This window comes from Paenibacillus ilasis (assembly GCF_043195395.1).
In the GTDB taxonomy this organism is placed as follows: domain Bacteria; phylum Bacillota; class Bacilli; order Paenibacillales; family Paenibacillaceae; genus Paenibacillus_AQ; species Paenibacillus_AQ lautus.
On sequence record NZ_JBHDJG010000002.1, the window covers coordinates 528,841 to 554,865 of the forward strand.

28 protein-coding genes are annotated in these 26,025 nt (G+C 50.2%); 19 read left to right on the forward strand and 9 right to left on the reverse strand.

Features of this window, described 5'->3' with window-relative positions; genetic code table 11:
- Window positions 1–158 precede the first annotated feature (158 nt).
- From ACETK5_RS22470 to ACETK5_RS22485, 4 genes are all read right to left on the reverse strand, one after another.
- A complete protein-coding gene (locus tag ACETK5_RS22470; protein ID WP_076322351.1) occupies window positions 159–809 on the reverse strand; it encodes an amino acid ABC transporter permease in 651 nt (216 codons plus the stop codon).
- Between the two features lie 42 nt (window positions 810–851).
- Window positions 852–1,511, reverse strand: a complete 660-nt coding sequence (locus ACETK5_RS22475) for an amino acid ABC transporter permease (RefSeq protein WP_394057972.1) — start codon at window positions 1,509–1,511, stop codon at window positions 852–854.
- A 136-nt stretch (window positions 1,512–1,647) separates the two neighbouring features.
- On the reverse strand, window positions 1,648–2,457 hold the full coding sequence (locus tag ACETK5_RS22480) for a glutamate ABC transporter substrate-binding protein (protein WP_100539920.1): 810 nt from the start codon (window positions 2,455–2,457) through the stop codon (window positions 1,648–1,650).
- A 105-nt stretch (window positions 2,458–2,562) separates the two neighbouring features.
- Window positions 2,563–3,336 carry an amino acid ABC transporter ATP-binding protein gene (locus ACETK5_RS22485; protein ID WP_100539921.1) on the reverse strand — a complete coding sequence of 258 codons (774 nt, stop codon included), beginning with the start codon at window positions 3,334–3,336 and terminating at the stop codon, window positions 2,563–2,565.
- 147 nt (window positions 3,337–3,483) lie between these two features.
- Between ACETK5_RS22485 and ACETK5_RS22490 the strand changes: the two genes are divergently transcribed.
- From ACETK5_RS22490 to ACETK5_RS22540, 11 genes are all read left to right on the forward strand, one after another.
- On the forward strand, window positions 3,484–4,665 hold the full coding sequence (locus ACETK5_RS22490; protein WP_100539922.1) for an acyltransferase: 1,182 nt from the start codon (window positions 3,484–3,486) through the stop codon (window positions 4,663–4,665).
- A 225-nt stretch (window positions 4,666–4,890) separates the two neighbouring features.
- Window positions 4,891–6,531, forward strand: coding sequence for a glycoside hydrolase family 5 protein (locus tag ACETK5_RS22495; RefSeq protein ID WP_394057975.1), 1,641 nt, complete (start codon window positions 4,891–4,893; stop codon window positions 6,529–6,531).
- A 28-nt stretch (window positions 6,532–6,559) separates the two neighbouring features.
- Window positions 6,560–7,024, forward strand: a complete 465-nt coding sequence (locus tag ACETK5_RS22500; protein ID WP_394057977.1) for a pyridoxamine 5'-phosphate oxidase family protein — start codon at window positions 6,560–6,562, stop codon at window positions 7,022–7,024.
- Window positions 7,025–7,327: 303 nt separating this feature from the next.
- Window positions 7,328–7,528: a cold-shock protein CspD gene (gene cspD, locus ACETK5_RS22505; RefSeq protein ID WP_006207896.1), complete on the forward strand. Its 201-nt coding sequence runs from the start codon at window positions 7,328–7,330 to the stop codon at window positions 7,526–7,528.
- A 96-nt stretch (window positions 7,529–7,624) separates the two neighbouring features.
- The gene (locus ACETK5_RS22510; protein ID WP_071222231.1) at window positions 7,625–7,861 is read left to right on the forward strand and encodes a cold-shock protein; all 237 of its coding nucleotides are present in this window, start codon (window positions 7,625–7,627) and stop codon (window positions 7,859–7,861) included.
- 188 nt (window positions 7,862–8,049) lie between these two features.
- Entirely contained in the window at window positions 8,050–8,223 is a 174-nt protein-coding gene (locus ACETK5_RS22515) for a hypothetical protein (protein ID WP_165789739.1), read from the forward strand.
- A gap of 338 nt (window positions 8,224–8,561) precedes the next feature.
- Entirely contained in the window at window positions 8,562–9,551 is a 990-nt protein-coding gene (locus ACETK5_RS22520) for an ABC transporter permease (RefSeq protein WP_394057980.1), read from the forward strand.
- Window positions 9,552–9,582: 31 nt separating this feature from the next.
- On the forward strand, window positions 9,583–10,464 hold the full coding sequence (locus ACETK5_RS22525) for a carbohydrate ABC transporter permease (protein ID WP_100539926.1): 882 nt from the start codon (window positions 9,583–9,585) through the stop codon (window positions 10,462–10,464).
- 136 nt (window positions 10,465–10,600) lie between these two features.
- Window positions 10,601–12,265: an extracellular solute-binding protein gene (locus ACETK5_RS22530; RefSeq protein WP_207797520.1), complete on the forward strand. Its 1,665-nt coding sequence runs from the start codon at window positions 10,601–10,603 to the stop codon at window positions 12,263–12,265.
- Window positions 12,266–12,448: 183 nt separating this feature from the next.
- Window positions 12,449–14,374, forward strand: a complete 1,926-nt coding sequence (locus ACETK5_RS22535) for a cache domain-containing sensor histidine kinase (protein ID WP_394057982.1) — start codon at window positions 12,449–12,451, stop codon at window positions 14,372–14,374.
- Window positions 14,349–15,932: a response regulator gene (locus ACETK5_RS22540; RefSeq protein WP_394057984.1), complete on the forward strand. Its 1,584-nt coding sequence runs from the start codon at window positions 14,349–14,351 to the stop codon at window positions 15,930–15,932. Before ACETK5_RS22535 ends, ACETK5_RS22540 begins: the two co-directional genes overlap by 26 nt.
- A gap of 151 nt (window positions 15,933–16,083) precedes the next feature.
- Here the strand turns inward: ACETK5_RS22540 and ACETK5_RS22545 are convergent, their stop codons facing one another.
- Complete coding sequence (locus ACETK5_RS22545) at window positions 16,084–16,851, reverse strand: ArsR/SmtB family transcription factor (protein ID WP_326111447.1); 768 nt, start codon at window positions 16,849–16,851, stop codon at window positions 16,084–16,086.
- 250 nt (window positions 16,852–17,101) lie between these two features.
- Between ACETK5_RS22545 and ACETK5_RS22550 the strand changes: the two genes are divergently transcribed.
- From ACETK5_RS22550 to ACETK5_RS22565, 4 genes are all read left to right on the forward strand, one after another.
- Window positions 17,102–17,653 (forward strand): NADPH-dependent FMN reductase, encoded by a 552-nt coding sequence (locus ACETK5_RS22550; RefSeq protein ID WP_394057986.1) that lies wholly within the window; start codon window positions 17,102–17,104, stop codon window positions 17,651–17,653.
- Window positions 17,654–17,779: 126 nt separating this feature from the next.
- Window positions 17,780–18,973, forward strand: a complete 1,194-nt coding sequence (locus ACETK5_RS22555) for an SGNH/GDSL hydrolase family protein (protein WP_100539931.1) — start codon at window positions 17,780–17,782, stop codon at window positions 18,971–18,973.
- Between the two features lie 49 nt (window positions 18,974–19,022).
- Window positions 19,023–19,370 carry an ester cyclase gene (locus ACETK5_RS22560; RefSeq protein ID WP_326119056.1) on the forward strand — a complete coding sequence of 116 codons (348 nt, stop codon included), beginning with the start codon at window positions 19,023–19,025 and terminating at the stop codon, window positions 19,368–19,370.
- 68 nt (window positions 19,371–19,438) lie between these two features.
- Complete coding sequence (locus ACETK5_RS22565) at window positions 19,439–19,840, forward strand: ester cyclase (RefSeq protein ID WP_100540248.1); 402 nt, start codon at window positions 19,439–19,441, stop codon at window positions 19,838–19,840.
- 143 nt (window positions 19,841–19,983) lie between these two features.
- On the opposite strand, the gene ACETK5_RS22570 is transcribed toward ACETK5_RS22565, so the two are convergent.
- Both ACETK5_RS22570 and ACETK5_RS22575 read right to left on the reverse strand, forming a co-directional pair.
- Window positions 19,984–20,136 carry a hypothetical protein gene (locus ACETK5_RS22570; RefSeq protein ID WP_164817478.1) on the reverse strand — a complete coding sequence of 51 codons (153 nt, stop codon included), beginning with the start codon at window positions 20,134–20,136 and terminating at the stop codon, window positions 19,984–19,986.
- 183 nt (window positions 20,137–20,319) lie between these two features.
- Window positions 20,320–21,189, reverse strand: a complete 870-nt coding sequence (locus tag ACETK5_RS22575; RefSeq protein WP_127593753.1) for an AraC family transcriptional regulator — start codon at window positions 21,187–21,189, stop codon at window positions 20,320–20,322.
- Window positions 21,190–21,345: 156 nt separating this feature from the next.
- Here ACETK5_RS22575 and ACETK5_RS22580 point away from each other — a divergent pair, with 156 nt between their 5' ends.
- The gene (locus ACETK5_RS22580) at window positions 21,346–22,737 is read left to right on the forward strand and encodes an MATE family efflux transporter (RefSeq protein WP_394057989.1); all 1,392 of its coding nucleotides are present in this window, start codon (window positions 21,346–21,348) and stop codon (window positions 22,735–22,737) included.
- A 73-nt stretch (window positions 22,738–22,810) separates the two neighbouring features.
- Here ACETK5_RS22580 and ACETK5_RS22585 read toward each other — a convergent pair whose 3' ends face one another.
- Together ACETK5_RS22585 and ACETK5_RS22590 are read right to left on the reverse strand one after the other, a co-directional pair.
- Window positions 22,811–23,149: a TipAS antibiotic-recognition domain-containing protein gene (locus tag ACETK5_RS22585; RefSeq protein WP_394057991.1), complete on the reverse strand. Its 339-nt coding sequence runs from the start codon at window positions 23,147–23,149 to the stop codon at window positions 22,811–22,813.
- A gap of 25 nt (window positions 23,150–23,174) precedes the next feature.
- On the reverse strand, window positions 23,175–23,381 hold the full coding sequence (locus ACETK5_RS22590; protein WP_100539936.1) for a cation transporter: 207 nt from the start codon (window positions 23,379–23,381) through the stop codon (window positions 23,175–23,177).
- Window positions 23,382–23,609: 228 nt separating this feature from the next.
- Between ACETK5_RS22590 and ACETK5_RS22595 the strand changes: the two genes are divergently transcribed.
- From ACETK5_RS22595 to ACETK5_RS22605, 3 genes are all read left to right on the forward strand, one after another.
- Window positions 23,610–24,224 carry a TetR/AcrR family transcriptional regulator gene (locus ACETK5_RS22595; protein WP_326111438.1) on the forward strand — a complete coding sequence of 205 codons (615 nt, stop codon included), beginning with the start codon at window positions 23,610–23,612 and terminating at the stop codon, window positions 24,222–24,224.
- Between the two features lie 159 nt (window positions 24,225–24,383).
- Window positions 24,384–24,926 carry an RNA polymerase sigma factor gene (locus ACETK5_RS22600; RefSeq protein ID WP_394057993.1) on the forward strand — a complete coding sequence of 181 codons (543 nt, stop codon included), beginning with the start codon at window positions 24,384–24,386 and terminating at the stop codon, window positions 24,924–24,926.
- Window positions 24,916–25,731: a hypothetical protein gene (locus ACETK5_RS22605; protein ID WP_100539939.1), complete on the forward strand. Its 816-nt coding sequence runs from the start codon at window positions 24,916–24,918 to the stop codon at window positions 25,729–25,731. The genes ACETK5_RS22600 and ACETK5_RS22605 overlap by 11 nt, the downstream gene beginning before the upstream one ends.
- The last annotated feature ends 294 nt before the right edge of the window (window positions 25,732–26,025 follow it).

Consider the following 26,025-nt stretch of genomic DNA (forward strand, 5'->3'; position numbering starts at 1 on the left):
AAGCTTGGGTTCTAGAATTCGCAGGTGCTGCAGAAACGCAAATACTCCGCAAGCCAAAATGGCTGCGGAGCAGATTGGACGTAAACGCTTATGGCGCCCGGTTGTTTTTTACGATAATGGTTAGTAGTCCAGGACAGGAGCGGGAACAGCAGACCAGGTTAGATCTGCTTTGCTTCCAGCCGTTTGGCGATGATGGACAGAAGATAATTCAGCGTGAAGTACAGCAACGACGCAAAAACAAGGGCGGGAATAACATAGTCATAGCTGGAACCGCTAAGAATTTGTACGTTGCGCATCAGCTCAGGCAGCGAAATGATCACGGCGAGCGAGGTGTCTTTAATGAGCGAGATGAACTGGCTCACCATGGGCGGGGACATCCGGCGCAGCGCTAGCGGGAGAATCACGTGCCGCAGTGTCTGCATATAAGAGAGACCCGACGCCCGGGCCGCTTCGATCTGGCCTTTATCCACCGATACGAGGCCGCTGCGGACAATTTCGGCGATCATGGCTCCTTCAAAAATGCTCAGGCCGACGACAGCCGCCCAGAAAGTGGGGATTCGAATCCCGGTCTGCGGCAGAACCATGCCGATGAAGAAAATGATCAGCAGCAGCGGCAGATTGCGGATTATATCCACCAAAAAGGCCGTTGTCCTCGACAGGAAGGGCGTTTTCGTATATCTCACGGTCCCGAGCACGGTTCCAATGATAAAGCTGAATACAATGGATAAGCCGGCAACCTGCACCGTGATCCAAAAGCCTTGAAGGAGATATCGCAGATTCGGCCAGGAGTACGCACCGATAAAATCCATCTCATGCCACCTCCTGTTTATTGGGCAAACTTGCTTTTAACGTCAATTGCTTCTCGCAAAGCGGCGCTCCATATAATGGACGGCCAGGCTGAGCGGTATGGTCAGGAGCAGGTAGAACAGGGCTACAAACGTATAGACGGGAATGCCTTTGAAGGTGCTCAGGTTAATCAGATCGGCATAATACATCAGGTCGAGTCCGGCGATAACGCCGAGAACCGAAGAATTCTTAACCAAATTGATCAATTGGTTGCCGATGGCCGGCAGTACGATTTTGATCGCCTGTGGAAGAATGATGTAGCGCATATTCTGGATATAACTCAGCCCGGAAGAGCGGGCCGCCTCCGACTGTCCGGAGGGCACCGCTTGGATCCCCGCCCGAATGCCTTCGGCAATGAAAGCAGCCGTGTACACCATCAGCCCAAGCGTACCCGATGTAAACGGGTCAACCGGTATGCCGAGAGAGGGCAGGCCCAGGAAAAAGAAAAAGACAACCACCAGGAGTGGAATGTTGCGGATAAACTCTACATAGATGGCGCCAATGGCTTTCAGTATGCGGAATGGGGCAATCCGCAGGATGGCGATCAAGGTGCCTAGCACCAAGCTGCCGATCAGCCCAAGCAGGCTGGCGAGAATGGTCTGGCCCAGGCCAGCCATAAATTGATCCCAATGCTGGACCAGGATGTTAAAATCCCACAAGGTCACTATGCTTCACCTCCAATGGGGGATGATGGTCGTTTAGCTGGTCGAAAGCAGCCAGGCAGTCCCGCCCGGGTAAAAGGGAGGAACCTGATTGGAGCCATGACGCCTTAGGACCGGCCCGACCATTACATGCTTGCGGTCATTCCGGTTTCACGCCCATCCATTGCTCATACAGTTTGTCGTATTCGCCGCTATCCTTCAGCTCCTTCAACAGCTCGTTGACGGTTTTCACAAACTCCGGATTTCCCTTTTTGATGGCCATGCCGTATGGTTCATCCGTAAAGTTGCCGCCGACCAGCTCAAAGCTCGGGTCCTGCTGCTGCATGCCGAGGAGGATGGAATTGTCGGTGGTCAGGGCGTCCCCCTGTCCCGCTTTAAGCGCGGTGAAGGCATCCTGATAATTCTCGAATTCGAGAATGACCGCGTCGGGCGCTTTCTCACGGATATTTTGCGCAGAGGTAGAGCCCTTTACCGTGAGCACCTTCGTATCCTTGTTCAGGCTTTCCAGACCCGTGATCGGGCTTCCCTTCTTCACCAGCAGCGATTGGCCGGCCTCAAAGTAAACATCGCTGAAGTCCACCTGCTCCTTGCGCTCCTCCGTTATGGTCATCGTGGCGATAATGATGTCGATGTCCCCGTTCTTCAGCATATCGATCCGGGTTTTGGAGGTAACTTCCTTCAGCTCGACCTTGGTTTCATCACCTAGAATCTTTTTGGCCAGCGCTTTGGCGATGTCGATATCGAAACCCTCCACATTGCCGGTGGCAGGGTCCTGCAGTCCAAACAGCTTGGTATCATATTTTACGCCGGCTACAAGCTTGCCCCGTTTCTTAATCGCCTCGAGGGTGTCCGTATTGCCGGAGCCCCCGCATCCGGATGCAATCAGCATGATCACTAACGCTAGCAAAGCGGCGCTCCACCTGAAGGTCCTCGTAAATTTTCTTTTCATATCCCCAGTTCCCCCTAAAAAGTATAGTTTCTCTTCATGAGCAAGCCCCTGAAGAGCAGCATTGCGGAAGTTCAATCCTTTCCGCCCCTACGCACCAAGTCCGGGTTAGTGATGCAGCAGACGACTCAGGAACGCCCGTGCTCTTTCTTCCCGCGGCTGATTGAAAAAATCGGAGGCGGGCGCATCCTCGATAATCCGGCCTTCGTCCATAAAGACGATTCGATCCGCGGCTTCGCGGGCGAAGCCCATCTCATGGGTAACCACGGCCATGGTCATGCCTTGGTGGGCGAGTGAGCGCATGACGTCGAGCACTTCGCCGATCATCTCCGGGTCGAGTGCGGACGTCGGTTCATCAAACAGCATAATCTTCGGGTTCATGGTCAATCCGCGGGCAATCGCAACCCGCTGCTGCTGGCCGCCCGAGAGCTGGGATGGATAGCTGTCCGCTTTGTCCGCGATGCCGACCCGCTGCAGGTACGTCATCGCTTTTTCCGTCGCCTCCGCTTTGGACATCCCCAGCACTTTCATGGGGGCGAGAATGATGTTGTCGATCACCTTTTTGTGCGGGTACAGGTTGAAATGCTGGAAGACCATCCCGATATTCCGCCTGAATGTATTAATGTCGATCTTTCTTTCATGCAGCTTGACGCCATTCACGACAAGCTCCCCATCCGTAATGCTTTCGAGCCGATTGATGCACCGCAGCAGCGTGCTTTTACCGGAGCCGGAAGGTCCAACGATGACAACGACTTCCCCCTGGGAAATGGTCAGGTCGATTTCTTTCAGAACATGGAAGGTTCCGAAAAATTTATTGACGCGGCTAAATTCAATCAGTAGAAATCCCCTCCTATTCACTTCGAATTGGACGCCTGCATGCATGTAAGCTATTGTCCTGTTTGGGTGCCAGGCCCTTTTTACACTGGTATGGCAAAGGGAGCTTGTTCCATGCCACTTTTAGGAAAATTTAGTATCCAAGCGTTGGGGAGTGAGATATAATAGGGGGCGTAATCATATGGAGGAGGCAACATGGAGAAACGTACAAAATTAACCGAAATCGACCTGGTTCGGGGCTTTGCGATGATGGGCGTGCTGATGGTGCATGCAACGTCGTTCGCCACAGTTCAGATGCGCGGGGACGATTTTTTTGGCTTGTATAACTTCCTGAACATATTTTCGAAGGTGGGAACGACGACCTTTATATTTCTGAGCAGCTTCGTGCTGTTCTATAATTATTATCACCGTCCGTTCAAGGGCCGTGACCTTGCGCGGTTCTTCAAAAACCGGCTGATGTATATCCTGGTGCCGTATTTGCTGTTCTCGGTTTTGTTCTTTACGGTGGCCTGGTATCATCGCGGGGGCGAGCCCGATCTGGCGGCGATGCTGGAGAGCTTCTGGCCCAAGCTGGCAACGGGGAAATCCTACACGCACTTATATTTCATCTTCATTAACATTCAGTTCTACGTGCTGTTCCCGCTCGTGCTGATGCTGCTGAAGCGATTCCGCGGCTTCGCGGCGGTCTGCGTGCTGGTGGGCATTGCATTGCAGTGGCTCTTCTATTTCGGCAATGACGCCTGGTGGGACGTAACGAACCGAAACAGCTGGTCGCTGTCGTTTCTGTCGTATTATTTTCTCGGAGCATGGACCGGCATTTATTATGACCGGGTCAAGGATTGGCTGACATCAGCGCAGCATGCTGCAAGACCGGCGCTGCGCAAGCTGGGCTGGATCTCGCTCTGGGCGGTATGGCTGGGCGCCGCGCTGGTGCATATCGGCCTTCGATATAATCAGCGGCTGCTGGGGACGGAATATCATCCGCTGCTCTACGATGCTTTTTGGAATGTGCATACGTTAACCACCGCCCTGGTCATGCTTCAGGTCGCGCTGCTCTTCGGAAATAAGAGAGTTTGGTGGTTAAACGGGTTCCGGCGGCTCGGGGTGTATTCCTTCGGCGTTTATCTAGTGCATCCGCTGGTGCTGCTCCTCTACCGGGATTTTCCTCCGCAGACGGAGAACTCCTGGCTGCTGCTCGCGTGGTATGCCGGCGGTCTTGTCAGCGCGGTGGCGGTTTCTTATATAGTGGTCTACAGCATGAGCCGCCTGGGAGGCTGGACCTGGATCTTCTTCGGTAAACTGCCGGGCAGCTTGCAGAAGGGTAAAGCATCAAGTCCTTCAGTTCCGGCCAAGCCGGTTGCGGAGGTATCATCATAATCTTGGTAGACGGGAAAGGCGTTATCCTCGATAAGAGGAGAGCGCCTTTTTCTTTTGGCCGGTGGCCGATATTTCAGAATGGTTCCCTGATTTTCGGAATGAGGTTTATTGCCCGGCATGACATGTTATATTTTGTTTGATGTTTGGCCTGTAGGACGCATGTCGTCATTGGTATGGACAGGTCAATTACATTCGTTACAGACATGGAAGCGAGGGAATGCCAATATGAATGATAGCAGAAATCCTTTGGTAAGCGGTTTTGTTAAGGCTGACGGCAAACGCGTGGTGAATGGGGACGGGCAGGAAATTCTGCTGCAGGGAGTCGGACTTGGCAGCTGGCTGCTGCCGGAAGGATACATGTGGAAAATGCCGGAGCAGGGGGACCGCCCGCGGCGCATCGAAGGCATGATCAGGGATCTGATCGGCGAGGAGAAGGCATCCGTGTTCTGGGAGACCTATTACGAGCGGTATATCGCAGAAGCCGACATCCGGCAGATCGCTGCTGAGGGCTTTAACTCCATTCGGGTACCGATCAATGCCAGGTTTATGATGGAGGAAGGACAGCAGCCACCTTTTGTATTCCACGAAGGACATTTGAAGCTCATCGATCAGGTGATCGATTGGTGCAGGACGTATTCGCTGTATGTTATTCTGGATTTGCATGGCGCGCCCGGCGGACAGACCGGCGCCAATATCGACGATTCCGAGCGGGATTTGCCGGAGCTGTTCACGGATCGGCTGAACGCGGAGCGGACCGTGGCGCTGTGGCGTATGCTGGCGGAACGATATAAAGACGAGTGGATCGTTGCTGGTTACGACCTGCTTAACGAACCGCTGCCTGACTGGTTCAGCAAGTATAATGACCGGGTGATGCCGCTGTATAAGGAAATCACCGCGGCTATACGCGAAGTGGACAAGCGTCATATGATCATTCTGGAAGGCGTGCACTGGTCTACGGACTGGAGCATTTTTGACGATACATTCGATGATAACCTGATGCTGCAGTTCCATAAGTATTGGAACAATCCCGACACGGAGAGCATTCAGAAGTATATCGATCTCCGCGAGGAGTGGAATGTGCCGATCTTCATGGGAGAAGGCGGGGAGAACAATCTGCAGTGGTATACGGGGGCCTTCCGGATGTTCGAGGACCACAACATATCCTGGAACTTCTGGACCTGGAAGAAGATGAACACCCAGAATTCGCCGTTCTCGATCCGCATGCCGGAAGGCTGGGATAAACTGACGGGTTACCTGGAAGGCGGTGAGAAGCCGTCTTCAGCCGAAGCCGAAGCGATTCTTGACGAATACCTGGACCGTCTTCCGCTGGCAGCCTGCGATGCTTACCCGAACGTATCCCGGTCGCTGCTGCGCCGGCTGCCCATTCAGATTCCGGCGGAGTTTTACGGATATCGGGGCGAGGGCATTTCTTATCATATTGAAACGAAGGCCAGCCAGGATATCGGCTTCCGGATTTCTGACGGCGTTCCGATGCGGATGATGACGGGCAAGGCGGAGAAACCAAGCTACGCTCCGGAAGGCGGCAAGCCATGGATAGAGGATAACCTGGTATGCGTACAGCTCCGGGAGGGCGATTGGCTTGCTTATGATGCGTATTGCGCTTCTGTAGATGTCTTTCATCTGGACATTCGGGCCCTGATTCCCGAGGGAACGGTGGATATTATGCTCCAGATCGGGGACCGGGAGCCTGAGCTTATCTCCTTGTCCGACTCTGGCGAAGGGCAGTGGGACGTCCATAGGGTGGCTGAGGCTATGCCGATGGAGGAAGGCCCTGTGGATCTGGTGTTGATGGTGAATAAGGGCCGAATCGAGCTGGATTGGCTGGAATTTACCGAAGCGCGTTAAATTTATTAGTTGAAGGGGAGAGGGCGCTGTGACGGAACAGGCGGCAATATCAGAAGGGTTGTGCCAATGGCTGGATGGCTCGGATCTGGAGTCGAAACAGTATGAAGCGATGATGCTATTGAGCGTAACCGAGGATGGATGGCCGAATACGGCCATGCTCAGCGTGGGGGAGGTGCTGGCTTTAGACCGGAGCCGGCTTCGACTTGCATTATGGCAGGGAACGGTTACGACTGGCAATCTTCTTCGCACCGGACAGGGCACGTTGGTGGCGATCCATGATGGAGCGGCCCATTATGTTCGGATGCGTCTTCAAGCGCTTCCCGATCTGCCGGACGCCCGGCATCCGCTGCAGCGTTTTGATGCCGAGGTAGTGGCTGTTCGCGAGGATATCGCGAAGTATGCGGATATTATATCGGCCGTGAAGTTTCAGCTGCACGACCCGGATGAAGCCCTGCAGCGCTGGAAGGAAACGCTGGAGGAATTGCGAAAGTAAACGTTTACGCGTAAAAAACCTGCTCCGGATCCAGCTCCCGGCATATGCCGGGAGTTGTATATGCCTGCTTGTGCTTAATCGGAATGATGCCGAATAAAATAACTTTAATTTTTCCGCAGAATCTTTTGCTTTGGTATTTGCTATCGGCAGTCAAATGTGTTAAGATATGAATATCGAAATCGACCTGAATTCACATATTGTAGAGGGTTGTCATTTCTGGTAACCTTGTGCAATATGTGAATTTTTTTATTCCGTCTGCGAAGAAAAAAGGTCATGTAAATATATATCAAGGAGGATTCCCCCATGCAAACAGGAACTGTTAAATGGTTTAATGCTGAAAAGGGCTTTGGTTTCATCGAAGTTGAAGGCGGTAACGATGTATTCGTTCACTTCAGCGCGATCCAAGGCGACGGCTTCAAAACGCTTGACGAAGGCCAACGCGTTGAATTCAACATCGTTGAAGGAAACCGTGGACCACAAGCTGAGAACGTTGTTAAATTGTAATTACAATTGAAAACTGCCCTTAATGTGTGACATTAAGGGCAGTTTTCTTTTATACGGCGTTTCTATTTTCTAAGACGAGAATAAGGAGGAGCGTTCATGTATTCGCGTAAAAACTCGATGGAGAGTATTCCTGAAGAAATAACGGAAGTTTGGGCATGCACTAAGGAAGACTGCAAAGGGTGGATGCGGGACGATTTTGCGTTCGACACGGAACCGGTATGCCATTTGTGTCAATCCCCCATGGTCAAGGAAACGAGAAGCCTGCCGCAGCTAGTTAATACCAATAAACAACAGAAGTCTCTGGCTAAGGGGATTCAGATCGAGCGCAAATAGCAGCTAATACCTAGAGAAAGCGCTGGGCAAACACAAATTCTTCTTGAAGCTACCTTCGGATTTTATGGTAAATCCGTCTATTTCTGTTTCATTGGAAGGAGAATGGTTAGTAATACGTGTACCCTTTCATTCTGATTCAGAATGATGTTACATCATAAGGGACGCAAAATTCAAAGGAGTGAAATGTATTGAACACGCAAACCGAGGTACTGAAGCGAAACATTGACAACATGATCATCCAGGATAACCAAGGCGGCTTGAACGATCAGGAGAAATTCATCATGCAGAAGCTGATGCGTGAGAAATACCAACAGGAACACGAAAGCAAACAGGAACAACACGGGGAAGACAAAGGGGAATAACGGGGAAACCGTTTGATATACGTAAGGAAAAAAATGATACCGCCGTGAGACGATCCGATGGATCGCTTGTGGCGAAAGATCGTTAGTAAGAGGGAAGGCATGAATGGCAGCTATGGAGGCTGCTGTTCATGCCTTTTTTTTGTGCCTTTGAATGAGCGCAGGGCGCAATATTTCGCTTTTGGGGAAATATTTTTTCGTAAATGCCGGAGTCTACCCGAAAAATGAGCCCCTTGAAACGAAATCTGAAACCTTTCGTGCAGAGAAAGGACGATCTACAATATAAACATAGAGAATGTAAAGGTTTTCAAAATGATAGGATCAACCTGGAGGTCATAACCATGCAAAATCAACTTCATGCCGACGTTTCCGAAACCGGTGTCGGTCCCTCAATGGAGCCTTCTGTACAGAAGAAGCTTGACAGAAAAAGATGGCTCAGAAAGCTCTACGGCCAACGACATCTCCAAATTATGGCGCTGCTCGGCGTTGCGTGGATGATCATTTTTAACTACATTCCCATGTACGGTGTCATCATTGCATTTAAAGAATTCAATATCGTGAAGTCCATTGGCGAAGCTCCATGGGTAGGGCTTGCGCACTTCAAGGAGTTTTTCTCGGACGAGGACTTTACAAACGTCATGCGGAACACGCTCGGGATCAGCTTGCTGAGGCTGTTTATCGGATTTCCGCTTCCGATCGTTTTTGCACTCTTTCTGAACGAAATCCGGTCCGTTCGCTACAAGCGGACCATTCAAACGATTTCTTATCTGCCTCACTTCCTGTCATGGGTCATTCTTGGCGGCATTCTGATGACCTGGCTTGCGGATATTGGGATTATCAACAATATCTTGCTGGCTCTACATGTTATCGATGAGCCGATCACCTATCTGGCCGAACCGAAATACTTCTGGGGAATTATTATCACTTCGGATATATGGAAGGAGCTTGGCTGGTCCGCGATTATCTATCTGGCAGCCATTGCCAGCATTTCGCCTGAAATGTACGAGGCGTCGACGATTGATGGCGCAGGCCGGTTTCAGAAAATGTGGTATATCACGCTGCCAAGCATCAAATCGACCATATCCATCCTCTTCATTCTTGCGGTTGGTGGTGTGCTGAACTCCAACTTCGATCAGATTTTGGTGCTCCGAAACTCGCTGAACGAAAGCGCGAGCAACGTCATCGATATTTTTGTGTACCACACCGGGATGCAGAACGGACGGTACTCTTATGCGCAAGCCGTCGCATTGTTCAAATCCGTCATTGCGATTATCCTGCTGTTGATCGCGAACAAGGTAACCAAAAAACTGAATGACACATCACTATTCTAGCGAGAGCAGCGAGAAGGGAGACGAATAATCCATGTTTAAGCGCAGAACCAAAGGCGAAGCCTTCTTCGATATATTCAATAATTTCGGTATGCTGATCGTATGCTTTCTGACCATCTACCCGATCTGGTACGTGCTGGTGAATGCCTTCAATGACGGGCAGGACGCCATGCGCGGAGGGATTTATTGGTGGCCGCGGATGTTCAGTCTCGAGAATTTCAGCGCGGTGTTTCAGAGCTCCGGCATCATGACGGCGATGGGCATTACCGTAGCCAAAACCGTGATCGGCGTGTTCATTCACGTCCTCTTCACCGCCATGGTGGCTTATGCATTTTCGCGGAAGGGTCTGATCGGCGGCAAATTCTATATTTTGCTCGGAACGGTAACGATGTTTTTCGGCGGCGGGCTGATTCCTACGTATCTGTTGATCAAGGATTTGAATATGCTCGACAGTTTCCTGGTTTACATCATACCGGCCATGTTCAGTTTCTTTGACCTCATCATCTTCATGACCTTCTTCCGGGAAATTCCGGACGGTCTGGAGGAGGCGGCGAAGATTGACGGGGCTAATGACTGGTCCATCTTCCTCCGGGTCGTGCTGCCTGTATCCATGCCGGTTATCGCGACGATTGCCTTGTTTCATGGGGTGTTTCAGTGGAACGACTATTTCACTGGCGTCATCTATATCAACAATACGGATCTGCAGCCGATTCAGACGTATCTGTATAAGGTCGTCGCTCAATCCAGCTCCAATCAGATGATGGCCCAGGTGCCGGGCGGCGTGGCCAAGACGGTCACCTCCCAATCGATCAAGATGGCAACCATGGTCGTAACGACGGCGCCGATTGTCTTCGTCTATCCGTTCCTGCAGCGGTACTTTGTCAAAGGGATGATGATCGGCTCCATTAAAGGTTGATTCTCGGTCTCTGATAACGCAGCTTCCCTCTCCCGGGAACATCCGGGAGAGGGGATATTTTACAGGTAGCTTCTCTTGCCTAATCCGGCGGGAGTTCTATATAATCATATTTCTAAATAAGAAAAGGGGTACACACATGAGCAAGATGCTTAAGCCAAAGAGCCTTCTGTTGTTGATGTTCGCACTGGTCATGGCCTTTACAACAGCATGCTCGTCCGGCGGTGATAATAACGCGTCGGAAAAAGAGGAAGACAAACCGGCAGAAGAAGTAAAATTGACTCAGGATCAGCCGGGATGGGAAGTCGACACATCCCCGATTACATTTGACTGGTACATCAACTTTGCCTGGTTCCCGAACAAATGGGGCGAGGACATTACTTCCCAATACGTAACGAAGAAGACGGGAGTGAATGTCAACTTCATCGTACCGGCAGGGAACGAAGCTGAGAAGATGAATACGATGATTGCTTCCGGTACACTGCCTGATTTTATTACGCTGGGATGGTATGAAGACGCTGTCAAAAAAATGATCGAAGGAGACCTCGTTCTGCCGCTGAACGAACTGGCCGACCAATACGATCCGTATTTCTATAAAGTAACCGACCCTGCGAAGGTGTCGTGGTACACCAAGGATGACGGCAACATTTACGGTTACCCGAATGCCTCCTCTTCACCGAAGGACTATGAGAAGTTTGGCGATAACATTACCTCCAACCAAACGTTCCTGGTCCGTAAAGACATGTATGAGGCGCTCGGAAGCCCGGATATGCGTACGCCGGAAGGTTTCCTGAAAGCGCTTGAGGACGCCAAGAAAATGTTCCCGGACGTGAACGGACAGCCGCTCATTCCGTTTGGATTGCATGATTTCCATGAAAAAGGCAACAGCTCCCTCGAGGGCTACCTGCAGAACTTCCTCGCCATTCCGCAGGATAAAGACGGAAAGCTGTATGACCGCAGCACGGATCCGGAATATGTAAGATGGTTGAAGACGTTCCGTATGGCGAATGAAAAAGGATTGATGTCCAAGGATATTTTCGTGGATAAACGTCCGCAGATGGAAGAAAAAATCGCACAGGGCCGCTATTTCGCCATGCTATATCAACGCAGCGATATGGCGAACCAGCAGAACGCGCTGTATGCAAACGATCCGAACTCCGTGTACATCGCAGTGGACGGACCGGCTAACTCCAATCTGGATCAGCCGACATTGTCGGGTCCTTCAATCTCCGGCTGGACGGTTACCCTGATCTCCAAGAACGTCAAAGACAAAGCGCGCGCCATCCGCTTCCTGGATTACCTGATCTCCGAAGAAGGTCAGCGTGATACCTATCTTGGTGAAAAAGGCGTGACATGGGACACGATTGACGGCAAGGATCAATTCCTGCCTGAGGTTGCAGAACTGCTGAACAGCGACCGCGGCGCGTTCGACAAGAAGTATGGCGCATCCCATACCTTCTGGATGATGATGGATACCAACATTACACCGGCTTGGGCGCCTCCGGCCGTGGAGCCGTTCAAGCAGATGGAAGACTGGACTCGCGGCAAGACCCAGAGCTTCTCGCAATTCGATCAGCTGGATCCGGATGCAAGCTCCGAGGAAGGCATCATTAACGACAAGGTATTGAACGAGTGGGGTAAAATCCTGCCGAAGCTGATCTTTGCCAAAACCGATGCCGAGTTCGACCAAATTTGGAACGATTACCAAGCGAAGCGTGAATCCCTCGGATTCGCGAAGGTTCAGGAATACAGACAGAAAGAATACGAAGAGAACGTCAAGAAGCTTGAGGAGTTCCTGAAGTAAGGATTTTCGCTCGAGCGTGAAAAAAACAGAATGCAGGCGTAAGGTACCCTATGATCGATTTTGTCGAAATAGGGTGCCTTTTGTCGCATCACGAGCTAATATAGGATGGTATCCGATCAGCTATGCTGCCTTTCCATCCAGGACTCGGTTACGGTCATTTCATGAAAACGGGATGTGACAGTCATGATCACGCGAATGAGATCGCTTATTCAATCGTTTACGTATTGGTTTGGTCGCAGGTCGATGCAGAGCCGTTTGGTTGCTGCCTATATTTTGATTTTGCTCATTCCGAGCATGATCGTGTCGAACTATTTTTTCAAGCAGATTCGGGATACCTATATCAGCGATGCGCTCAACCAGAACTCATTCCTACTGGAAATCGAGAAGATGAACATGCTGAATCAGATTGAGGCGATTGAAATGGCGGCACAGCTGGCGATCTCGGATGACGGCATCAAGGATTATCTCCGAATCCATGAAGAACCCGAGCCGGCGTGGCTGATGAATTTGGCCTGGGGGCCTTTTAAGGATATCCAGCGGATCCAAACCAACAATCCGAATATTACGCACCTTCGGTTATATACAAACAACTCAAACGTGACGGAAATGTGGCCGATTATTTTCCAGGAGAAACGGATCGCTAAAGAGCCTTGGTTCCCTAAAGTCAAGGATTTGGATGGCGGAGAACTGTGGGTGTTCAACCACCGCGATCCTGATATCCTGCAGCGCTATGCAGCGGACGTGTCGGAGGAGCTGCCGAAGGTGTCCTTGATTCGCCAAGTCCTTAACGGGAGTTACAGTGGCGTGATCCAGGTGGATATGCTGCTCAAGTATTTTGCTCCGAAGACCTTTGCCGGTATCGTGGATGACAGCTCGCAGATGGTCATTGTCGATCAGGAAGGGCAGCTGTTCATGGACCGAAGCCAATCGTTCATGACCAGTCACGAGGGACTCCGGGACGAGGTGGAGCTTCAATTCGCAAAGCTGAAGTTGCAGGGGGGCGATACGGAGAAGACCATACATGCCAGATTCAGCCTGGACGGTTCCTCGTTCCTGCTGATTGCGACGCCGATGGAGCGGCTTCATGCCCACGTGCTGAATGTCGTTTCCCTGGAGGGGGCACTGAATAACGTATCCAAGGCCCAGTGGCAGATTATAGCGGCGAACATTGTATTGATTTTTCTGCTGTCGATCATTACTTATTATCTAAATTCCATTATCCTGAAGAGCCTGCGTCGTTTAACGGAAACGATGAAGAGAGTCCGCAAGGGAGAAGTGACCGCGACTATTGCCATTCGAGGCGGCGGCGAGGTGGGAGAACTGGCGCATCATTTTAACAAACTGATCCGAACCATTAATGAACTGATTGCCCAAGGGATCCGCAAGCAAGCGGTGACCAAGGAAGCGGAGCTGCGAACGCTGCACAGCCAGATTGACTCCCATTTCCTATACAATACGCTTGAAAATATTAAGATGCTGGCCGAAATCGAAGGGCAGCGCACGATTTCGGACGCGCTGACCTCCCTTGGCGGGATGATGCGCTACAACTTCAAATGGTCGGGGGAGTATGTCAAGCTTAGGGATGAACTTCGCCATATTCGCAACTATATCGATGTGATGAATATCCGGTTCGATGAGCCGATTCGGCTTGAACTCAACATTCCGTCCGAATTCATGGAGCTCGAGGTATTGAAAATGTCGCTGCAGCCCATCGTGGAAAATGCCGTCAAGCATGCCTGGCCCGAGTTCCCGGATCAGGAGAAGCGAATCAAGATTGATGCCATTGCATGGGAAGAGAACCGGATCACGATTAACGTCACGGATAACGGCATCGGGATCGAGCCATATCGACTGGGCAGGCTGGGCGAGATTCTGAGAACGGCGGACAATGAGGAACTCCCCTCCGTAGATTACGGGCGCGGCGGCGTGCAGGCTGGAGGAATCGGGCTTCGGAATGTGCACCAGCGAATCCGGTTGTTCTACGGGAATGAATATGGAATCGAAGTGAAGAGTCAAGAGGGGGAGTTCACGCAGGTGACCATGACATTCCCTAAAGTTCTGTTAACAGGAGGAGGCAGTGGACATGAGAAGTCTGATGATCGTGGATGATGAGAAGAATATCCGATATGGATTGAAAACGATGATTGAACGGGAATTCCCGGATCAGTACGAGATCCGCATGGCTGCCCAGGGGCAGGAAGCTCTGGATTCCTTCCGCGAGGCACCGGCCGATATCGTCATTACGGACATCCGGATGCCGGTCATGGACGGAATCCGCCTCATTGAGGCACTTGCTGAACTGGAAGGAACACTGGAGATGAAACCCGTCGTTCTGATCCTGAGCGGATATGACGATTTTGAATATGCGAAAGCGGCGATCCGCTACCAGGTGAAGGAGTACCTGCTTAAACCGATTCGACGGGATGAGCTGTTCGCTGCCCTCCGAAAGACAGAAGAAGTTTTGATCCGGCAAGCGGAAGTGCACAACCGGGTGGCTGCCAGCGAGGTGTATCTTCAGCAGCTGCAGACCCATCGGCTGAAGGAGCTGCTGGAGCTGCCCCAAGGGCAGGGGATGGACATGGGGGCTGCTGCGAACGAAATCGGGTTTGATTCGTTCGTGAAGCCATTCCGAGTCGCTGTGATGAAATATAAGTACGAAGACGGCAATCCCATGAACAAGGATGAGCTGAAGCAATTGATTGATAACATGAGGGCTTCAGTGGAGGGACGGATCAACGCTTGCTTTCTGGACAGCAAGGGGAGGGTCGTGCTCATCGGCAGTCCGGACGGACAATTCGAGGAGTTGGCACGGCAGTTTACCGAACGGGAGATGGACGGGCTCTTCGTGGGCATTAGCCGGGAAGGCTTCCGGATCGAAGATATTCGGATCTGTTACATTCAGGCGCTGACCGCTCTGAGCTATACGTTCATCCATCCCAACGTCAGGCTGATGAGCCATGATGATATTCAGGGGGAGCTGCGCACGTATCCAGTGCCGGAAGAGAGCATCCGCAAGCTGGGCAACATGCTCGGCACGGAGCGGGAGCGGGAGATCAAGGCGCTGCTGCTGGATATTTTTCATATCGGGGATATGCCGCATGTGGCCATCGATTATTTGGAACATGTCAGCAAGCGGATCAATGAGCAGGTGCTGGATGAGGTGTTCCGCGTGTACGGGGAATCCATGGTAGAAGTGTTGAAGTTGTACCGCAAGGTAGGGACGATGGACAATTACCGTCATTTTCACACTTACTTCAGAAATTTGGAGCATCTGCTGCTGCATGTGAATGAATATGTTAAAGGGATTCGTTCCGCCCACAGTGAGCATTCCGAGATCAAGGCAGCGGTAAGTTACATGGAGGAGAATTATCACAGGCCGCTGAACATGGCGATGGTCAGCAATTATGTGTCTTTGAATTATTCTTATTTCAGTGAAGCGTTTAAGGCCCATACGGGTGAGAACTTTGTGGTTTATCTTAAAAAGCTGCGGATTACGAAGGCCAAGGATCTGCTCCTGGACGGTACCATGAAACTTGCGGACATTGGCAAAGCGGTCGGCTTCGAGAACACCAAGCAATTCTCGCGCGTATTCAAAGAGCTGGAAGGGATCTCGCCGCATGAATACCGGATCAAGGTACAAACGGGTGCGGGATTGCAGCAGGGGTAGTTTGGAAAACGCCGGGAGGACATGGCAGCAATAATCATATTGTCTTATACAAGGAGGGAGAATCTTGACCGTCAAGCGGCAGGGTTCTCCCTCTAATATGAAATGGCGTCTATTATTTTACATTCGAATCCGTTTTTCACCGTTGATGCCATTATGGACTAGTAAGCGTTGAACCCGTTTCAAGTAAGGTTTTCAATCCCGACAGTACAATCGGCAAGCCTAGCTTGAGCGTATTCGCCGTATGTTTGGCCTGCTCAAACTCATCATGAATAACCGTTACAAGGGTCACACCGTCAAGCTCAGCATGGGGATCAATTTCCCACGTAATGCGTGAGGGATTCTCGCTGGCAGTATCATCGTTTATTAACATCCTCCAGCTCAGGACCAGCTTATGCGGAGGATCTAAGCTTATAATGCTCCCTTCTGCTTGTACCTTGCCCTCGGGGTTCTTAAGTTCGAAAGGAGAACCGATTTCCCAGGTGGATTGGATGGAGCAGTTGTACCAGAACTTTGATGTCTTGGCCGGATCGGTAATGGCGCGCCATACTTGCGCGGGTGCTGCTTTAATAGCAATCTGGTTTACATGCCGGGGTTTCTGTTCCATATTCGGCTCACGCTCCAATTCATTTTTAAGGGATGTTAATTCCAGGGCCCAGGGCTCAGCGTATTTGCTGACCCACCGGTCGTATATTTGACGGATCGGCACGGAGTTCAGATAATGCAGCTTCTCCCTGCCGACCTTTCTCGTTGTGATAAGACCGGCTTCCTCCAGTATATGAAGATGTTTCATGACACCGAATCGGGTCATCTCCAGGGGAACACACAGTTCGCTTAAACTTTGCCCATCTGATTTATACAGCAGATCCAAGAGAATTCGCCGGCTGGGATCCGCCAGTGCTTTAAAGATTTCATTTTCCAATCGTGACATCTCCTTCTTAACAGCATGCTAAAAAAATTTAAATGGCTATTGACACGTGACTAAATGGTAACGTATTATAAACGTGACAGTATAGTCACATATTATCATACACCGAATCATTTGTCAGCTTAAGGCATTTGAATGGACTAAGGGGAGGTATGAAAGTGACGAAGCAGAATAGCAAATTGCATAGGTCTGGATGATTAAGAATCCATATGGGTTAAAAAGTACAGGGAGGATGAGGAAACATATGAAAATTGTTATGATCGCGGGCAGTAATCGCGCAGGAGCCACAAGTACGTTTTTACTTCGCTATATCGGGAGGCTGCTGCAAGGTCGCCAAATTTCAGTCACATGTATTGAATTGAAGGAATTGGAGTTACCGTTATATTCGCCTGACACCGAGGAACTGAACCCCAACGTCCAGTATGTATTGGAAATGGTCAAAAGCGCGGATGGGTTGATCCTCGCAACACCGGAATATCATGGCTCGATTTCAGGGGTGCTCAAAAATGCCCTGGATTACATGAATGCAAGTCATGTATCGGGTAAGCCGGTGCTTTCCGTGAGCTCTGCGGGCGGACCGGTCGGAGTGAGTTCGCTGACTCATCTACAGAGTATTATACGCAATTTGCACGGGGTTAACAGTCCGGAGTGGATCTCTATCGGAGCGGGCTCCCACGGTTTTGATCCGGATGGTGTTCCGTTAGATGCGGGGATGAGGGAGAGGGTTGAAGGTGCTGTGGAGAAGCTCCTGGACCTGACCCGGATGCTTACTGTTGATGTCATGTCACTACGGTAAAGCGACTTGGCGGATTCCAAATCCGCGAATCGTGCTGAGGGTAGCTGCGCATTTACAGGTAATTTTATAACGACGCGCCCGATACGTGACTATATGGTAACGTATCAAGCGGAAAGGAGGATTCATTTGGAGGTTATTCAACCAAGCATAAGGAAGACGGGAGCAGCCATTGTAGAGTCGGGCAATCGTTGGTTGGGCTCTTGGTTTGCAAGTCAGACCTACTACGATGCAAGATTCGCCATCGACACATTTGATAACCAGACCATCCGCATGATTGTACACCCCCATTCAGCCGGCTCGACCATACGATTAAAGCTATCCAATTTGTATGGTTCCGAACAGGTTTTATTCGGCAGTGTTAACGTAGCGCTTTCCATTAAAGATGGGCATACGGTTCCAGGCAGCAATAGACATGTCACAATCGATGGGAAAGCCACAATCATCATTCCGGCCGGTCAAGAAATCTATACCGACCCCGTGGATCTTAACGTGAGCGGAGCTGTGGATGTGGCCATAAGTATATATGTACCTAAACCAACTAAAACTTCCACGTGGCATTTTTCTCCACCTCAATCCACCTATATTGCCGATGGGGACCACGCTTCGGATAGCAGTGCCGATTTCTTTAAGCAAAAGACCCACTCCTGCTACTGGATATCCGGTATGGAGGTTTTGTCACAGGAATGGAATTCACGTGTGATTGTTGCCCTGGGCGACTCGATTACAGAAGGGAGCACGTCCACCTCAAATGCTAACCACCGTTGGCCCGACTTTTTTTACGATCGTCTTGTTCAGGAATGGTCTGACCGGGGAATTTCGGTCCTTAATTCCGGCATCGTCGGGAATCAGATTCTAAAGAGCGGTCCAGACGTTGGTCTACCCGTAGCTGGAGAACATGTGCTTTCACGCTTGGATCGCGACGTATTCTCTCATCCGGGAATTACAGACATGATCTTTTTTGAGGGCATTAACGATATCGGCTCTGGGGATGCGACTGCAGATCAAATTGTGGCAGGCATGACAGAGGTGGCTATTGTAGCGAAAAGGAAGGGGGTGCGCATTTATATAGGTACCCTCACTCCGTTTGGCAAAGCAGAGTATTACTCGGAGGAAAAGGAACGGGTTCGCCGAGAAGTGAACCAGTGGATCCGTACTCAACATGTATTCGATGGAATGCTTGACTTTGACAAGGCATTAGCTAATCCCGAAGCTCCCAACGAACTGCTTCCCGCCTATGATTTTGGCGACCATCTGCATCTTAGCGATGAAGGATATAAGGCATTAGCTGATAGTATCCCATTGTCTCTGTTTGAGGGATAAAGAGCAGCCTGCTTCATAATGCAAATAACCAACAAAGGAGATGTTTTTCATGAAGACCATAGAGCAGAACAATATCGAAATGGTGACCGCAAAGATTGAGGAGATGTGGAATAAAGGGGATATTTATCATACGGATCAGTTTTTTGCTGAACAGATGGCAGAAGCCTTCGAGAATCAACACTATATACTAGCCGAGACCTTAGCCCAAGGGGAGAAGGTCATAGCAAGGATCGTTATTACAGGAACGCATAACGGCAACTTTGCAGGAAACCCGCCGACGGGCAAATCCGTTCAGATTACCCAGTTCCGGGAATTTCATATCGTAGATGGGAAGATTGCAGATCAAAGCGGTTGGTTCGATACAGGGACGCTGCTGCCCCAAATCCAGGCAAAGTAGCTGCGGATGTTAACGGCATAGCAGGCATAGCAATCGGAAAGCCCAACGAACAAAGGAGATGTTATATGATGAAAACAATAGAACAGAACAATATGGAAACGGTATCCGCGTTTATCGAGAGTTTCTGGAATCAGAGTGATATGGACAGCACGGATCAATTTTTATCGGCCGATTATCAAGAGCATTCTTATCAATCGAAAGAAGGTCTGAAACAATTTGCCTTAACCATACTGGGGGCATTTCCGGATAAACACTATAACGTGGAACAGATGATCGCCCAAGGGGATAAGGTATTAGTCAGAATGGGTGTAAAAGGTACGCATACCGGCATGTTTTTTGGCAGCTCTCCAACAGGGAATACCATTGATGTCACGCTGTACCGTCAATATCGGGTATCCGATGGTAAAATAACCGAACATCGCGGTTGGATCGATATGGTGACGATGTGGCGCCAAATTCGAGGCAGCTAAAGAACCGGCGATCCAGTCCCGTGACTGGATCGTTTATTCTATTCGCAGAAAAAAGACACCGGATCGGCTTTCCTGGGACATGCCTGGAATTCGCGATCGGGTGTCTTCCTATATGCAGGATTATGTAATCCCTATGATATTATTTATTGAGTTGCAGTCTCCAGCGTAGACAGCGTCATTTCCATTTTGCGGGTGATTTCTTTCTGCCATTTCACGTCTCCAAGCTGGATGGCGAGGTTCAGCAGGTCCAAATAATCATCGATTTGCAGAGAACAGCGGCGGGAAGTCGTCTTCATAAGTCAATCGGCTCTCCTTTATATATAAACTCTCCAAGCGAAGCGTGTAGGAGCTTAAACGTCCATTCTCAACACATTCTCACTTGTCCGGTAATGATAATCATTATCATATGGTTAATTCTCATTATAAAGACTTCCCGCACAGGTTGCAAGCCACTTTCTAAGATTTTGCGTAAAAATGAATTAATTCATGAAGAACCGCTGCCTGTATTTACGCGGTGAGATCCCTTCCTGCTTTGTGAAACAGGAGGTAAAGTACGCTGCATGATTGAAACCAACCTCTTCAGCAACCCGGCTGATGCTGAAGTCGGTCTGCATGAGGAGCATTTTGGCCTGCTCGATCCGGTAACGCTGCAAATATTCAACGGGCGAACAGCCGAATTCCTTCTGCATACAGCGTGCGATATAAACAGGGTGGAAGTTAATACGTTCACCCAGCTCCTGCACCTTGAACTCTTCGCGATAATGCTTCCGCAGATAAGCCGCGGCCCGCTCGGCACAAGCGGAGGAAGGGGAGGACACCGGCGTATCCAGTGCGGCGGCCAGCTGCTCGATGAGCTCTTGGAACACCACCTGCTGCCGCCACAGAAATTTGGCCTGGTGACCGTACTGAACCAACGAAGACATGGTAGCCAGAAGCTCCAAGGCCTTTTCCGGTTGAGGCAGGGTACCGAATTGGGGGATGTTGACGGAAAAATAGTTCGGCGTCATCGCCTTCAGTTCCGGAGCCTCTTCTCTTCTAGGCGATTGGCAGGCTTCGTCCGCGTGCCAGTCCCCGGAGGTTTGGAAATGAAGCCAGTAATAATCGGTCTCCTCCGTACATCCCTTCGTGCCGAAATGATGCGTATCGGGACGCAGGATGAGGAACATGCCAGGTTTGATTTCATAAGGATTGCCATTCTCCGTGACATGGAGCTGCCCCTTCATGACCACGAGCAGATCAAAGATGCCAATGTTCTTGCGGTTGGGATGTCCACTGTGAATGGGGGCCCGGGTAAGCCCGCTATTGATGTATTCCGGCAGCGGCGGAACGGTAAAATTCAGGATCGTCATAAGAAAGCCCTTTCGTGATTCGTGAGGTTTGAATTTTGATAGTTTTCGTTCGGAAAATGATATTATAACTCCAGTATACCATCTATAATTTGAGAAGGTTAAAGACCGTTTCATCATGAATTGTGTTTAACCCTTACATCATGGGTGGAGGTTGGAATGTTGGATAAAAACACAAACAAATTTACATTATGGGTTCTTGCATGGCCCATATTCATCGAGCTGTTCCTGCAGTTTTTGCTGGGAGCGGTGGATACATTGATGGTCAGCCGGATTTCCGATGATGCGGTTGCGGTGGTCGGATTCTCCAATCAGCTGTTTCAAGCCATGACAACGCTGTTCATGACGGTTGCCAGCGGTGCCGGCATTCTCATCGCCCAGAAGATCGGTTCGCATAAAACGGGCGATGCCCGAACGATCGGCATCATGGCGGTGAGTGCCACCACGATCATCGGATTGGTGTGCAGCGTCATATTGTTTGCGATGCCGGAGGCCATCGCTTCGATTCTCCAGCTGCCGGATCACCTGCTTCCGCTAGCCGGAACGTATATCTCCATTGTCGGCGGCGGGATGGTGCTGATTGCCATGATGGCTACGATGAGCACCGTCATCCGGAACACCGGCAACACGCGTGCGCCGATGTATGTAGCGATCGGAATGAATATCATTCACGTCATTATGAACTATGGGTTTATTTTCGGCGCTTTCGGCTTCCCGCAGTGGGGACTTACCGGCGTCGCCATTTCGACGGTGGTCAGCCGGCTGCTCGCTGTGCTCTTACTGCTGTATATATTCCTTCGTTCATTTGAATACCGGATCAAATGGAACGAATTCCGGGTGTTTGACCGTCCGCTGTTCGGCGAAATCCTTAAGATTGGATGGCCGCTCGGCATCAATATGTCTTGCTGGGTGTTTACGCAGCTGATCATTTATTCCTTCATTGCAACGCTGGGCGCTGCCGAGCTGGCAGCACGTACGTATATGAATACCCTGGAATCCTTCTGTTTCTTGCTGGGCTCATCGATCGCGATGGCTGCCCAGATTCAGATCGCGCATCTGTTCGGCGCAGGCCGGATCAAGGAGGCTTATCGGAGCGCGTACCGCGCGTTGGGCATCGGGGCTATTTACGTTGTCGTCAATGCCTTCCTGCTGTATGTGTTCGGGAAGCAGCTGCTGGGGCTGTTTACGGACGATAAAACCATCATTGCGATCGGTGCATCGCTCCTGGGCATGAATCTGATTCTCCAGCCTGGCAAAATGCTCAACATGGCACTCGGCAACTCGCTGAATGCGGTCGGAGACACAAGGTTTACGATGTATATTTCCCTTGGCTCGATGTGGCTGGTCGCGACCGTGCTCTCTTATGTACTCGGTATTCACATGGGGTGGGGGCTCATCGGCATATACTCCTGCATGATTGCCGACGAGTATTTGCGGGGCGTGCTGTCCTTCTTCCGCTGGCGCGGGCAGAAGCACTTGAGAAAGGCAGAGCAGGTCGAGCCGGTGAGCCATCAGGCACAGCCGATGGAACCTGCCCCAGTCCATGCTTGAGTATTAACCATCTATACGAAACAACAAAGGGATATCCGAGTTTTGGCTCGAGATATCCCTTTGTTTCACAACGTTACCGGGCTGATGCGGCCTTTTGAATATATTGATAAAACCTTAAGTCGATTCCGTGATCTTCCTGATGGGGGTGTTCTAGATGAAAACGTTCAATGGCTCGTTCATATTCAGGATCATGATCATGAAAGAGCGCTTTCTGCTCCTCAAGAAGCCGAGCGAATGAGACGATAGCTGGGTCGGTTGGCGGTATCTCTGCTTCCAATCCGGCTCGCAGCTTACCAAGGATTTCATTGGATTCTTTTCTCATTCGCTTCAGCTGCTCCGGGTCGAATTGCTCGAACTTCTGTTTTAATTTGTTCTGCTGCTCCGGCGTAAAGTATTCCCACGGACTGCTCATCCGGGTCACCTCCATTGGACTGATTTCATGACTGCAGGACTTTATATCCGTGCTCTTCAATCGCTTCTTTTATCTTCTCCAGGGATTGTTGGCTTTCATCATATTCTACCGTTACTGTACCGCTTGCCAAATCTGCAGAACCTTTGCTCCCTAGCTCCCGCAGCGCGGATTCGATCGACATGACACACAGTTCACAGCTCATACCTTCAATTTGTAATGCAGCTTTTTTCATAACCTGCCCCTCCTTCATCGAAGATTTGGACATTCGAACATTCAGGTTTTTGCTTTTTCTAATCGAATTAATCGACATTGATGTTGATTATTGACTACAATGGGATCATATAATAGGGAATACATGGGATCAATCCGCAATCTTTTTCAATGTGTTGCATAGTAGATACATTCATCCGGAACTGTCTAATTTCTTATAAATGACTTTTTTAAAAGAGGAGATTGCGCCATGTCAGAGAAACTGGATCGCCGTAAAGCAAGGACAAGGGAGCAGCTGCGTAAAGCATTAATTGAGATCATGGAGGAGAAGGGGCCGGACCGTGTCACCGTAAGCGATTTGACTGAAAAAGCCAACATTAACCGCAGCACCTTTTATTTGCATTATACGGATGCAGTCGATCTGCTCTCACAGGTTAAAGGTGAAGTGTGGGAGGGATTGAGGAGTAGAATGGAAAAGCTGAATCCTTATGAATATTTGTCCTATGCAGCGAGGAGCGAGCCGGATCCCGCCATGGTGAACGTGATCGAATATTATGCGGAACATGCCGATTTTTTTCGGGTGATTCTCGGTCCTAAGGGCGACCCTGCTTTTGCGGTACAAATCAAGGAGTTTTTGCAGACCCAGCATATTTCTAAAATACTTGATCTCAGGCCCGATTTAGCGGAGACGATTGTGCCGAAGGATTTTATGATCGCTTATTTTGCTGCCTCGAACCTTAGCATTCTCCTGCATTGGATAGAAAGCGGGATGCAACAGTCTCCAAGCAGCATTGCCCTGATGATTACCCATATTCTTGGCAGTGCAGTAAGGCAGTTGTATGGCATTGAAGCGGGGAAGGTTTAATCTGTATAAGGATCGATATGGTGTAGAGGATATTCCGAACAGCGTGTAATCGGGGTATCCTTTTTTTGCCATACTATAAAAATGACGCATTCGAAAACTTTTTACCCGCATGGCGGGGTATTGTAAGTGATTGGCCAAGTGAAAGGAGGAAAGCGCGGTTTGGTACACGACCTTATACAACGACTAAAGACGGAATACAGTGACGAATGGTTCGAAGAACTTTACCGGTTATACGCGGATCGGGCGATTCGAACGGCTACCGCAGTAACCGGAAGTCCGGCAAACGCTGCCGACGTGGTCCAGGAAACGTTTATCCGGGTTTACCGAAACCTCGGTGCCTATGATGGAAGCAAACCCTTTGACCCGTGGTTCAACCGGATTCTCTATAACGAGTGCAACCGATATTTGAAGAAACATGCGAGAGTGGTGCCTTCCGAGATATCGGAGGAGAGGGATCTTCCCGCGGAAACCGACACCTACGATTTTGACCGGCACGGCGAGATATATGAGATGGTACAGCGGCTGGATGACCAGCACCGGATTCCCGTGATCTTGAAATATTTGAATGATTTTGCCGAGAAGGATATCGCGGACATGATGGAGCTGAATGTTAACACGGTGAAGTCCAGATTGTTCAAAGCCCGAAAGAAGTTGAAGGAATGGATGCTGCAGAATAGGGGAGGGAATCAGCATGGGACGTGATCCATTGGATCAAGAGATTAAAGACGGCTTGAAAAAGGGTACGGATGACGCGATGCGACAAAAAGACGAAATTTGGACGGCGATTAAGGAGCGGATTCATAGCGAGCAAGCCCAGCGGCCAGTGGAAGCCGAAACAGCCTTTGCTCCGCGGGAATCGAAAGGACGCCGCCGTTCCGGTCGAAGATCGGCAGGATGGATTGCGGGAACCGCCGCTGCGGCAGCCATTGTGCTGACCGTCAGCTTCCAGACGGCACCGGTTCAGGCGTTTATTGATCAGGTGAAGGAATGGTTTGCTCCTCAGAAAACGGTCGAGCAGGAGCTTGAGGGTACGCCGGAAACGAGCGTAGATCAGCTGCATGAGGGTGCGGATTATGTGATTTATATTGATGAGAGCCGGTTTAAAATGGTCCATGAATCGGGCGTGGACCGCATCGAATTGAAGGAGAAACCGACGGATGACCGCTATCCGGACGTGTTCATGGAAATTTCGCAGGCGGGCATGGATCCGAAGACCGCTGCGGAGCAGATCCAGGCGGAACTGCAAGAGTATCCGAAGGTCGAGACGAATCTGGTGGATGAACCGATTCAAGGCTGGGAGGTGCGTGCAGTAGGCGGAACCGGCGGTAAAGCGTGGGATGATCCGGTGATACGATATTACGTTTTTGATAACGGGCAGGGCGGCAGCTTTGTCGTGAAGCAGCAGTATTTCCTGGAGGCCGCCGAAGGCTTCGGTGCACGCTTCCATAACATGATGAAGGAATTCCATATAACGACCCATACCAATGCAGAGTCTGACGGTGCGTAGGGAGCTTAAGTTCATTGATTTCTTTTAAGAGAACGCGCGGTAGCGAGCTCCTATTCGATCAATCACATCGTGGTTGATAACATTATGGCCTATGACGCATGATGATGCCGGTATGAACTTAGATCGATAACCAACGACAGTATGTACAAGGATAGTCCAGTCGTATGATGAGGGGCTATCCTTTTTTTGTGTTCAAAGGATCGGTTTAAAAAGTTGAGCGGCTAATCCATATGTAATGTTATGTTACACAATCCGCATCTATCATATCATTTAAGCACTCCCTTATTCTGGAAT